We start from the raw sequence: 11,210 nt of genomic DNA, 5'->3' as shown, positions 1-11,210 counted from the left end.
GCACGCGCCGGTGGTCGGGCTCGCGCGTCACGTCGTGCCCGTCGAACACGATGGCGCCCGCCGCTCACGCCCTTGGTGACCGGTGAGCATGTGAAACAGGCGTGGTCTTGCCCGCGCCGTTGGGGCCGATCACGCAGCGCAGCTCGCCCGGCGCGATGTCCAGGTTCAGGCCGTTGATGGCCTTGAAGCCGTCGAAGCTCACGTGCACGTCTTCCAGGTACAGGATGCGGCCGTGGGCCACGTCCACCTCGCCGGGCACGGCCACGCGCGAGAAGCCGGCCGTGCGGCCCCCGGACTCGGTCTGCCCCGTGCGTGCCGCCGGGGCATCGCCCGCGATGCGGCGCGCGCCTTCTTCCATCAGATCGGGGGTCATTGCGCGCCCTCCTTTGGCTTGGCGCTGCCGCGCAGGGGCTGGCGCGCGTCCTCCACCGCCTTGCGCGGGCGCCGCAGCAGGCCCACGATGCCGTTGGGCAGGAACAGGGTGACGGCGATGAACAGCGCCCCCAGGAAGTACAGCCAGAACTCCGGTGCGGTCACGGTGAGCCAGCTCTTGGCGCCGTTCACCAGGAAGGCGCCCACGATGGGGCCGATGAGCGTGGCGCGCCCGCCCACGGCCGCCCACACAGCGATCTCGATCGAGTTGGCGGCGCTCATCTCGCCCGGGTTGATGATGCCGACCTGCGGCACGTACAGCGCGCCGGCCACGCCGCACATCATCGCGCTGATGGTCCAGATGGTGAGCTTGTAGGGCAGCGGCGAGTAGCCCGAGAACATGACGCGTGTCTCCGCATCGCGCACCGCCTGGAGCACGCGGCCGAATTTGCTGCGCACCAGCCAGCGCCCGAGCAGGAACGAGCCCAGCAGCGCCAGCCCCGTGAGCACGAAGAGCAGCATGCGCATGTTCTGCGTGGCGATCGGCTGCCCCAGGATGCGCTTGAAATCGGTGAAGCCGTTGTTGCCGCCGAAGCCCGTCTCGTTGCGAAAGAACAGCAGCATGGCGGCATACGTCATGGCCTGCGTGATGATCGAGAAATACACGCCCTTGATGCGCGAGCGGAAGGCAAAGTACCCGAACACGAAGGCGACCAGCCCCGGCACGGCCACGACGAGGACCAAGGTGGCGGCGAAGCTGTCCGACAGCGCCCAGTGCCAGGGCAGCTCCTTCCAGTCCAGGAACACCATGAAGTCCGGCAGGTCGCTCTGGTAGTTGCCGTCGCGGCCGATCTGGCGCATGAGGTACATGCCCATCACGTAGCCGCCCAGGGCGAAGAACAGGCCGTGGCCCAGGCTCAGGATGCCGGTGTAGCCCCAGATGAGGTCCATGGCCAGCGCGCAGATGGCGTAGCACATGATCTTGCCCAGCAGCGCCACCGCGTAGTCGGACAGGTGCAGCGGGCTGCCGGCGGGCAGCCACAGGTTGAGCACGGGCGCCACCGCGCACACGGCGATGAGCGCGACGATGAACGCCGACCAGCCGGACCGCGTGAGCAGCGGCGCTGGCGCAGGAAGGGAGATGTCTCGATGGGGCATGGGCTTCTTCTTCTAGGCAGGCAGAGGCAGGTGGCGCGGCGGGCGGCGATGAAGACGACGACGGGCGCTCATGCCTCCCTCCCCTTCATCGCGAAGATGCCCTGCGGCCGCTTCTGGATGAACACGATGATGAAGACCAGCACGGCGATCTTGGCCAGCACGGCGCCCGTCCAGCCTTCGAGGAACTTGTTGAGCACGCCCAGGCCCAGCGCCGCGTACACGGTGCCCGCCAGCTGGCCCACGCCGCCCAGCACCACGACCATGAACGAATCGACGATGTAGCCCTGCCCCAGGTCGGGCCCCACGTTGCCGACCTGGCTTAAAGCGCAGCCGGCCAGGCCGGCGATGCCGGAGCCGAGGGCGAAGGCATAGGTGTCCACGCGGGCGGTGTTGACGCCCATGCACGAGGCGATGGGCCGGTTCTGCGTGACGCCGCGCACGAACAGGCCCAGCCGCGTGCGGCCGATGAGATAGGCCACGCCGGCCAGCACCGCGAAGGCGAAGGCCACGATGATCACGCGGTTCCAGGGCAGCTGCAGGTTGTCCATGAGCTGCACGCCGCCGCTCATCCAGGCAGGGTTTTCCACGCCCACGTTCTGCGCGCCGAACACGGTGCGCACGAGCTGCTGCAGCATCAGGCTGATGCCCCAGGTGGCCAGCAGCGTCTCCAGCGGCCGGCCGTAGAGAAAGCGGATCACGCTGCGCTCCAGCGCCGCGCCCATGAGGGCGGAGGCGCAGAACGCGGCCGGCACGGCGGCCACCAGGTACCAGTCGAAGGCGCCGGGCAGGTATTTCTGGAACAGGCCCTGCACCACGTAGGTGGCGTAGGCGCCGATCATCATCAGCTCGCCGTGCGCCATGTTGATGACGCCCATCAGCCCGTAGGTGATGGCCAGCCCCAGCGCCACCAGCAGAAGGATGGACCCCAGGCTCACGCCCGAGAACAGCGCGGCGAGCTTCTCGCCCCACTGCAGCCGGCCTTCCACCGAGGCCAGCGCGGACTGGATCGCGGCCTTCACCTTGGGGTCGGCCTCCTGGCGCAGTTGCTCCAGCAGCACGGTGCGCGTGGCGGGGTTGCCGCTGGCGGCCAGGTACTGCGCGGCCTCCAGGCGGTGGGCCGCGTCGCTGTCGGCCAGCAGCATGCGCGCGCGGATGGCTTCGAGCCGCCCGCGCAGGCCGGCATCTTTCTCGGCGGCGAGGGCCTTTTCGATCAGGGGCAGGCGCGCGGCGTCGGTCTCTTCCTTGAGCGACTCAATGGCGGCGCGGCGCTGGGCCGCGTCGGGCGACAGCAGTTGCAGCGAGGCCAGCGCGGCATCGAACTCGCCGCGCATGCGGTTGTTGTTGACGATGTCCTCCGCATCGTCGGGCACCGGCACCTCGGCACCGGTGGCGGGGTCCAGCCCCTTGCCGTCCTTGATGGTGATGGCACGGTCGCCCGCGATCTTGACCGCATCGTCGGCCATCGCGCGGATGAAGGCCAGCGTCGCATCGTCGGGCGTGGCGATGGCCTGCTGCAGCGCGGCGATGCGCTCGTCGGTCTCGCCCGCCGCCATGGCACGCGCGGCCTGCGGCGTGAGCGCGTGCGCCTGCACCGCCGCACACAGCAGCAGGCAGGCGATCAGGCGGTGAAAGAAGGTGGGAAACATTGGGATGGGTGGTTTTCGCGAACGAGGGAGGACTGCAACCACGGCTCTGACTTCGTTACGCCGTTTGCACCAGCGCGGCCCCAAGCCAGCAGACGCCGCGGAACCGGCTCTGCCGGGCCGCTGGCGTCGTCCCCCCTCCCGCGCAGCGAGAGAGGGGGTGAAGGCGCGCAGCGCCTCAGGGGGGTGTCACTTCGATTTCACTTCGACTTTCCGTCGGGCTCGTCCTTCTTCTTGTCGTTGCCTTCGATGTACGGGCTCCAGGGCTTGGCCTTGACCGGGCCGGGCGTCTTCCACACCACGTTGAACTGGCCGTCGGCCTTGATCTCGCCGATGAACACGCTCTTGTGCAGGTGGTGGTTCTTCTCGTCCATCTTGCTCACGATGCCGCTGGGCGCCTGGAAGGTCTGGCCGGCCATGGCGGCGATGACCTTGTCCACATCGGTGCTCTTGGCCTTCTCCACCGCCTGCTTCCACATGTGGATGCCGATGTAGGTCGCCTCCATCGGGTCGTTGGTGAGCGGCTTGTCCATGTGGCCGGGGATCTTCTTGGCCTTGGCGTAGTCGCTCCACTGCTTGATGAAGGCGGTGTTGGTGGGGTTCTTGATGGACATGAAGTAGTTCCATGCCGCCAGGTGGCCCACCAGCGGCTTGGTGTCCACGCCGCGCAGTTCTTCCTCGCCCACCGAGAAGGCCACCACCGGCACGTCCTTGGCCTTGAGGCCCGCGTTGCCCAGCTCCTTGTAGAAGGGCACGTTGGAGTCGCCGTTGATGGTGGAGACCACTGCCGTCTTGCCGCCCTGGCTGAACTTCTTGATGTCGGCCACGATGGTCTGGTAGTCGGCATGGCCGAAGGGCGTGTACTTTTCGTCGATGTCGCTGTCCTTCACGCCCTTGGACTTCAGGTAGGCGCGCAGGATCTTGTTGGTGGTGCGGGGGTACACGTAGTCGGTGCCCAGCAGCACCCAGCGCTTGGCGCCGCCGCCGTCCTTGCTCATCAGGTAGTCCACCGCGGGAATGGCCTGCTGGTTGGGCGCGGCGCCGGTATAGAACACGTTTTTGGACAGCTCTTCGCCTTCGTACTGCACGGGGTAGAACAGCAGGCCGTTCATTTCCTCGACCACGGGCAGCACGGACTTGCGGCTCACCGAGGTCCAGCAGCCGAAGATGACCGAGACCTTGTCCTGCCCCAGCAGCTGCTTGGTCTTCTCGGCGAACAGGGGCCAGTTGGAGGCCGGGTCCACCACCACGGGCTCGAGCTTCTTGCCGAGCACGCCGCCCTTGGCGTTGATCTCGTCGATGGCCATGAGCACGGTGTCCTTCAGCACCGTCTCCGAGATGGCCATGGTGCCCGACAGGCTGTGCAGCACGCCCACCTTGATGGTGTCGGCGGCATGGGCCGGCAGCGCCGACAGGCCGGCCAGCGTGGCGATGGCCGCGAGGGCCTTGAGAGAGTAACGACGTTGCATGGTGCAGCTCCGATGAATGGGGTTCAAACCGCTCGCCCGGGGCCCCCGCAGGGCGCCTTTGTCCGGTCGATGGAATGGATTCTGGAGACTGCCCCCCGGGCCGCCAATACGCCAAGTGGCGTACACGGCCCCGATGCCGCGGGGCCGGCCCGGCTGGCCCGCTCAGCGCCGCGGGGACCGCAGGGCGTGCACCGTGGTGGTCTTGCGCACGGGGCTCGACAGCACCAGCGACGTGGTCACCGCGCCGTGCTGGGCCAGTGCATCGACCACGGACTGCAGGTCTTCGGGCTCTGCGATGGCGCAGCGCACGATGAAGCAATCCTCGCCCGTCACGCGATCGGCCTCGAGGACCTCGGGCATGGACTCGAAGAGCTTCACATAGGGCGCGATGCCGGCATGGTCGGTCTGCACGCGGATGATGGCCTGCAGCCGCACGCCGATGGCGCGCAGGTTGACCCGCGCCCCATAGCCCTCGATCACGCCCGCGTCCTCGAGCTTGCGCACCCGCTCGCTCATGGCGGGCTGGGACAGGCCGATGCGCTTGCCCAGCGCGGCCAGGCTCTGGCGGGCATCGGTCTGCAGGGCTTCCAGGATCAGCCAGTCTTTCTTGTCGAGGGTCATGCCAGCGCTCCGGGGGGTTGCGGGTTCGGGAAGGGAGGTTCCGATCATCCATCGGTTTGGAGCCGGCATTTCCGATGCCCCGCCCTTCATCGGCAGGGGCCGCGCGCCTATCGTGCAAGGCCGTGCCACCGGCGTCCTCGCGGACCCCGCCCTGGCTTTCTTTGGCCGCTTTTCTCAAGGAACCCTTCCCATGCAGCTGGTTGGAATGCTGGACTCTCCCTATGTGCGCCGTGTCGCCGTGTCGCTGCGGCTGCTGGAACTGCCCTTCGAGCACTTGCCCCTCTCGGTGTTCAGCACCTTCGAGGCTTTTGGCCGCATCAATCCGGTGGTGAAGGCCCCGACGCTGGTGGCCGACGACGGCACGGTGCTGATGGATTCGGGGCTGATCCTGCAATGGGCCGGCACCCTGTCGCGCCACCGCCTGCAGCCGCTCGGCGGGCCCGCGCTGCTGCGCGATCTGCGCCTCACCGGCCTGGCGCTGGCCGCCTGCGAGAAGGCCGTACAGCGGGTGTACGAACAGAACCTGCGTCCTGCGGACAAGCAGCATGCCCCCTGGATCGACCGCGTGAGCGGCCAGTTGCTGGCGGCCTGCGGGCAGCTCGAAGCCGAACTGGCCCAGGCCCCTCTGCCGGCGCCCGAGCAGGCCATCACCGATGCGGGCGTCACCATCGCCGTGGCGTGGGATTTCATGCAGAGCATGGTCGCCGATACCGTCCTGGCCGCCGATTACCCTGTCCTGGCCGCCTATGCCGGACAGGCGGAGCGGCTGCCGGCGTTTCTCGCCTGTCCGGCCCGTTGAGGGCTGCGCGCCGGCGCACGCTCCACCGGCCGCAAAGTCTGTCACCTGGCTGACATCTCGGCGATCCGGCGACCCTGCCCGCGCGGCCGGCATGGACCGGATCGCCCCCCGAAAACCGGCGCATTCCGCCACGGTGGCAGGGTGCGCGCGGCCTCCCGCCCCCCTGCACGCGCAGCGTGTACGTATTTCCCACCATGTGGATTTCCACAATCGCGCAGGCCATGGCACAGGCATACATTCACGCACCTCCAAAATGAGCGCTGCTGGCGACGGTACGCGCAGACCTATGCAAGAGACACGCACGCCCCCCCCCCAAGAGACCCCTTTACCGCTCGCTGTACATCCAGGTGCTCTTCGCCGTCGTCGTCGGCGTGCTGCTGGGGCACTTCTACCCCGCACTGGGCGAGCAGATGAAGCCGCTGGGCGATGGCTTCATCAAGCTGATCAAGATGATCATCGCGCCCATCATCTTCTGCACGGTGGTGATCGGCATCGCGGGCATGGAAGACATGAAGAAGGTCGGCCGCACCGGCGGCCTGGCCCTGCTGTATTTCGAGATCGTGAGCACCGTCGCGCTGATCATCGGCCTGATCGTGGTCAACGTGCTGCAGCCCGGCGCCGGCATGAACGTGGATGCCTCCACCATCGACACCAAGTCGATCGCCGCCTACACCGCGCCCGGCAAGATGGGCACCACGACCGACTTCCTGATGAACATCATCCCCACCACGGTGGTCGATGCGTTCGCCAAGGGCGAGATCCTGCAGGTGCTGCTGATCGCCGTGATGTTCGGCTTCGCCCTGCACCGCTTCGGCGGCCGCGGCACGCTGGTGTTCGACTTCATCGAGAAGACCTCGCACGTGCTGTTCACCATCGTCGGCTACATCATGAAGGTGGCGCCCATCGGTGCCTTCGGTGCGATGTCGTTCACCATCGGCAAGTACGGCGTGGGCTCGCTGCTGTCGCTGGGCAAGCTGATGGGCTCGTTCTACCTGACCTGCCTGCTGTTCATCTTCATCGTGCTGGGCGCCATTGCGCGCTTCCACGGCTTCTCGATCTGGAAGTTCATCAAGTACATCAAGGAAGAGCTGCTGATCGTGCTGGGCACGTCCTCCAGCGAATCCGTGCTGCCGCGCATGATGGAAAAGATGGAGAACCTGGGCGCCAAGAAGACCACCGTGGGCCTGGTGATTCCCACCGGCTACTCGTTCAACCTGGACGGCACCTCCATCTACCTGACCATGGCCGCCGTGTTCATCGCGCAGGCCACCAACACGCCGCTGGACATCACGCACCAGATCACGCTGCTGCTGGTGCTGCTGCTCACCTCCAAGGGCGCGGCCGGGATCACGGGCAGCGGCTTCATCGTGCTGGCGGCCTCGCTGTCGGCGGTGGGCCACGTGCCGGTGGCGGGCCTGGCGCTCATCCTGGGCATCGACCGCTTCATGTCCGAGGCGCGCGCGCTCACCAACCTGGTGGGCAACGGCGTGGCCACCATCGTGGTCGCCAAGTGGACCGGTGACCTCGACGAGAACAAGCTCAAGCAGCGCCTGAACGACCCGAACTGGGTGGACGCGCAAGAGCCCGAGGTGCTGCTGGACGCGAAGACCGAACGCATGGACACGAGCGGCCACCGCTGAGGCGGCAGGCTCCATGGGGCCTTGCGCCCCCCCCTGTCAGGCCGGCTTTCGCCGGCCTTTTCATTGGCGTCTCCGTGGGCGCCGCTGGCGGGCGGGTGGGCGGATGGATGGATGGATCGGTTTACAGCGCCGACGTGTCGGTGAACACGGCCGGATCCGGAAGGTGGTCGGCGAGCCAGCCGGGATCGAGCTGCAGCGCCTGCAGCAGTTCGTCCGGCAACGCGCCGATCGTCTCCGCCACGCTCGCCTTGGGGCCGACGGCGATCTCCGCCAGCAGCGTGGCCACGTGCACGATGGCGCCCAGGCGGCAGAACGAGGGGCTGGCCAGCGGGTCGGAGGCCGTCTCCAGCGCACGCACCACCTCGTCGGGGAATTTCCACTGCCGCGCCAGTTCGGCCGTGATCTGCCCTTCGGTGAAGCCCAGCAGGCTTTGCTCGCGCTGCCAGCGGCCGCCGGGCAGGTGCGGTAGGCGTTCGATCTCCACGATCTCGCTCGGCGCTTTCTGGGCGATGATCAGCTCGCCCAGCCGCACCATGAAGCCCGTGAGCCACGATTGCTGCACATCGGTGCCCAGCGCCCTTGCCAGCCACTGTGCGTAGCCGGCGCAGGCCATGCTTTCCTTCCAGAACTCCTGCCGGTCCACGCCTGGCGCGTCAGCGAACGAGCCCGTCATGCACGCCGCCAGGGCCAGCGTGCGCACTTGGTTGAGCCCCACCATGTTGATGGCGTCGTCGAGCGAGGAGACCTGGCGCGGCAGCCCGAACCGCGCGCTGTTGGCCATGCGGACCAGCTTGGCGGTGAGCGAAGGGTCCTTGGAGATGGCGGTGCGCACCTTCTCGAAGGGGATGTCGTCGTCGTGCAGGGTCTGGATCAGGCTGTGGGCCACCTCGGGCATGGTGGGCAGCTTGACCTCCTGGAGGAAAGCGGCGAGTGCGGGCATGCGGACGACCTTTTCTTGAAGGGGGTGTGCAGGCCGGCCTTCCAGCCCGCTGGTGTTTTTGTATCACCGTCTCGGCGCCCGCCGGGCAGGGAATTCACCAGCCCGCGGGTTTGTGCTGCCCTGGCAACGGCGGACCCCGCAGCCCTGCCCATGCCCTTGCAGGCCATGGCCGCCTGCGCTATGCGCCCAGCCGGAAGGTGCGCTCCAGCGCCACCGTCAGGCGGTCGGCCAGGCGGTTCGAGGCGGCCTGCGTGGGGTGGATGCCATCGGTCGTGTCCCTGTCCACCGAGAACGGCATCGAATCCCAGTGCGCATGCACCGTGCGCGTGTCGGCCGCCACCCGGCGGATGGCCGCATTGATCGCCTGCATGGTGGCGAGCGCCGCGGGGCCGAAGATCTTGTCGGAGACCGGGGTGATCCCGGTGACCACGGCGGCATGCCCCAGCGAATGCACGCAGCCGATGAGGCCGCGGTAATCGTCCTCGAACGCCTCGATGTCGAAGCCGGGGCGTGCGTGGTCGTTCACCCCCACCTGCAGGACCACGATGCGCGACGGGTGCGGCTCGGTATCGAACGGGCCCTGCGGCCCGCGGGGGAAAAGCTCGGGCGGCGCACTGTCGAAAGGCGCCTCGTAGCCCCGCACCAGGTCGTACGCCTGGAGGCCGGCCGCCGTGCGGTCGTCGATCACCCAGTGCGGGCGCCTGGCCAAAATGCGCTGCGCCGGCGTTTGCGCGTGCCGCCAGGTCGTGGACGCGGGATCGAAGCCGAACAGAATGCTGTCGCCGTCAAGCTCCACCGAGCATGGCCGCTGCGGGCCGAAAACTGCATCTCCCATGGATTCCCTTTTTATCTGGTTGCATAGCGTCCGGCCACTGCTGCCGGATCACTTCGCAGTCCACCACAACCCCGCTGAAACCACAACGGACGCAGTCGCAGATAACCCCACGAACATTTGGATGCAATTGAGGCTGTTGCGCCGCACAAACGCGCGGTGCCGATGGGCAGGCCTCGCCAGCATAATGCGGACCCGATTCAAAGCTAAGAAACAATTTCTCGCATGACTAATCGCCGCGTAACAATTCAAACGCCTTTGGGAGAGGCGTTGCAATTCAGGCAATTGAAAGGAAGCGAGGCGCTGTCCGGGTTGTTTGAATTCGAGATCGACCTGATCTCCAAGAACAAGGGCATCGACCCGAAAGCCTTGCTGGGCCTCGCTGCCACGGTCGTGGTGGAGACCGAGGGGCTGGGCCGGCGTTACCTGGACGGTATTGCCACGGGCTTTGGCATGCAGGGCCAGGACACCTCGGCCAATTACGCCTACCGCATGGTGCTGCGCCCCTGGCTGTGGCTGGCCACGCGGCGCAGCGATTTCAAGATCTTCCAGGAAATGACCGTCCCGGATATCGTGGAGAGCGTGCTGCAGAAATACGGCCAGCCGATGCAGAAAAAGCTCTCCCGGGCTTATCGCGTGCGGCCCTATACCGTGCAATACCACGAGACCGATTTCGCCTTCATCGCGCGGCTGTGCGAATCCGAAGGCATTTACTGGTATTTCGAACACCAGCCCGGCAGCCACACGCTGGTGTTCGCCGACGACGTGATGGGCTCGCACAGCCCGCTGCCGGGCGGCCATGTGATTCCCTTCCACCCACCGGGCAAGGCCGCCCTGGCCGACCGGGAACACATCTTTTCCTGGCACATGGGCCAGCAGGTGCAGCCCGGCCGGGCCTACCTGGACGACTACGACTTCAAGAAGCCGCGCGCCGACCTGTCCGACATGCGCCAGTCCCCGCCAGGGCATGCCCACGACAGCTACGAGAGGTACGAGTGGCCCGGGGGCTACACCGAGTTTTCCGATGGGGAAACCTACACCCGGCTGCAGATGGAAACCGGCCTGGCCGGCCACCACCGCGCCCACGCGAAGTTGAACAAGCGCAGCATCGCCCCCGGCTACACCATCGTGCTGGACAACTACCCGCGCGAAGACCAGAACCAGCAGTACCTGGTGGTGTCGGTCGAGTACTACCTGGAGGAAAACGCCCAGGCCAGCGTGGGCCTGAACGGCGTGGGCCAGACCCAGGGCGGCTCGATCCAGCGCTTTTCGATGGAGGTGCACCCCACCGCCATGCCCTACCGCCCCGTCGTCGCCACGCCCCGCCCTCGCACCACGGGCCCGCAGACGGCCGTGGTGGTAGGCCCGCCGGGCGAGGAGATCTGGACCGACCAGTACGGCCGGGTGAAGGTGCAGTTCCACTGGGACCGCATCGGGGCGATGGATGAGAACTCCAGCTGCTGGGTGCGCGTGTCCTCCACCTGGGCGGGGCCGCAGTTCGGCAACGTGTTCATTCCGCGCATCGGCATGGAGGTGATCGTCGACTTCCTGAACGGCGACCCGGACTACCCCATCATCCTGGGCTGCGTGTACAACGCCGACAACATGCCGCCCTGGGGCCTGCCCGGCAACGCGACGCAGTCGGGCATCAAGACCAAACGAGCAAGGGCGGGCCTTCGGCGAACGGACATGAAGAACGGCGCGGGCGATGCCAACGCCATCCGGCTTTGAGACAG

The 11,210-nt window shown here is 67.1% G+C and carries 8 protein-coding genes and 2 pseudogenes; 3 read left to right on the top strand and 7 right to left on the bottom strand.

From position 1 onward, the window contains the following. From AC27KI_RS13490 to AC27KI_RS13470, 5 genes and pseudogenes are all read right to left on the bottom strand, one after another. Positions 1–373, bottom strand: a pseudogene (locus tag AC27KI_RS13490) (ATP-binding cassette domain-containing protein); the annotation flags it as partial. After that, entirely contained in the window at positions 370–1,530 is a 1,161-nt protein-coding gene (urtC, locus tag AC27KI_RS13485) for an urea ABC transporter permease subunit UrtC (protein ID WP_284429128.1), read from the bottom strand. The pseudogene AC27KI_RS13490 and the gene urtC, both read right to left, overlap by 4 nt. Before the next feature lie 68 nt (positions 1,531–1,598). Then, positions 1,599–3,176: an urea ABC transporter permease subunit UrtB gene (gene urtB, locus AC27KI_RS13480; protein ID WP_487114222.1), complete on the bottom strand. Its 1,578-nt coding sequence runs from the start codon at positions 3,174–3,176 to the stop codon at positions 1,599–1,601. A 197-nt stretch (positions 3,177–3,373) separates the two neighbouring features. Further along, positions 3,374–4,642 (bottom strand): urea ABC transporter substrate-binding protein, encoded by a 1,269-nt coding sequence (urtA, locus tag AC27KI_RS13475; protein ID WP_272564695.1) that lies wholly within the window; start codon positions 4,640–4,642, stop codon positions 3,374–3,376. 162 nt (positions 4,643–4,804) lie between these two features. Next, positions 4,805–5,263 carry an Lrp/AsnC family transcriptional regulator gene (locus AC27KI_RS13470; RefSeq protein WP_284395294.1) on the bottom strand — a complete coding sequence of 153 codons (459 nt, stop codon included), beginning with the start codon at positions 5,261–5,263 and terminating at the stop codon, positions 4,805–4,807. 190 nt (positions 5,264–5,453) lie between these two features. Here AC27KI_RS13470 and AC27KI_RS13465 point away from each other — a divergent pair, with 190 nt between their 5' ends. Together AC27KI_RS13465 and AC27KI_RS13460 are read left to right on the top strand one after the other, a co-directional pair. Next, complete coding sequence (locus AC27KI_RS13465) at positions 5,454–6,062, top strand: glutathione S-transferase (protein ID WP_487114220.1); 609 nt, start codon at positions 5,454–5,456, stop codon at positions 6,060–6,062. A gap of 263 nt (positions 6,063–6,325) precedes the next feature. Further along, the gene (locus tag AC27KI_RS13460) at positions 6,326–7,702 is read left to right on the top strand and encodes a dicarboxylate/amino acid:cation symporter (RefSeq protein ID WP_487114224.1); all 1,377 of its coding nucleotides are present in this window, start codon (positions 6,326–6,328) and stop codon (positions 7,700–7,702) included. Positions 7,703–7,823: 121 nt separating this feature from the next. Here AC27KI_RS13460 and AC27KI_RS13455 read toward each other — a convergent pair whose 3' ends face one another. Then, entirely contained in the window at positions 7,824–8,642 is an 819-nt protein-coding gene (locus AC27KI_RS13455; RefSeq protein ID WP_284395298.1) for an HDOD domain-containing protein, read from the bottom strand. A 178-nt stretch (positions 8,643–8,820) separates the two neighbouring features. After that, positions 8,821–9,477: an SGNH/GDSL hydrolase family protein gene (locus AC27KI_RS13450; protein WP_487114218.1), complete on the bottom strand. Its 657-nt coding sequence runs from the start codon at positions 9,475–9,477 to the stop codon at positions 8,821–8,823. A gap of 222 nt (positions 9,478–9,699) precedes the next feature. On the opposite strand from AC27KI_RS13450, the pseudogene AC27KI_RS13445 reads away from it, so the two are divergent. Beyond that, a pseudogene (locus AC27KI_RS13445) lies at positions 9,700–11,199 on the top strand (type VI secretion system Vgr family protein); the annotation flags it as partial. Positions 11,200–11,210 lie beyond the last annotated feature (11 nt).

Source organism: Acidovorax sp. KPB24-03 (assembly GCF_057546605.1).
Note: the sequence above shows the minus strand (reverse complement) of the source record. Positions and strands in the feature narration are given on the sequence as shown.

Excerpts from the sequence above, each read along its gene's own strand:
- urtC (WP_284429128.1), bottom strand. The coding sequence starts at position 1,530 with ATGCCCCATCGAGACATCTCCCTTCCTGCGCCAGCGCCGCTGCTCACG.
- AC27KI_RS13470 (WP_284395294.1), bottom strand. The coding sequence starts at position 5,263 with ATGACCCTCGACAAGAAAGACTGGCTGATCCTGGAAGCCCTGCAGACC.
- urtB (WP_487114222.1), bottom strand. The coding sequence starts at position 3,176 with ATGTTTCCCACCTTCTTTCACCGCCTGATCGCCTGCCTGCTGCTGTGT.
- AC27KI_RS13465 (WP_487114220.1), top strand. The coding sequence starts at position 5,454 with ATGCAGCTGGTTGGAATGCTGGACTCTCCCTATGTGCGCCGTGTCGCC.
- AC27KI_RS13450 (WP_487114218.1), bottom strand. The coding sequence starts at position 9,477 with ATGGGAGATGCAGTTTTCGGCCCGCAGCGGCCATGCTCGGTGGAGCTT.
- urtA (WP_272564695.1), bottom strand. The coding sequence starts at position 4,642 with ATGCAACGTCGTTACTCTCTCAAGGCCCTCGCGGCCATCGCCACGCTG.
- AC27KI_RS13455 (WP_284395298.1), bottom strand. The coding sequence starts at position 8,642 with ATGCCCGCACTCGCCGCTTTCCTCCAGGAGGTCAAGCTGCCCACCATG.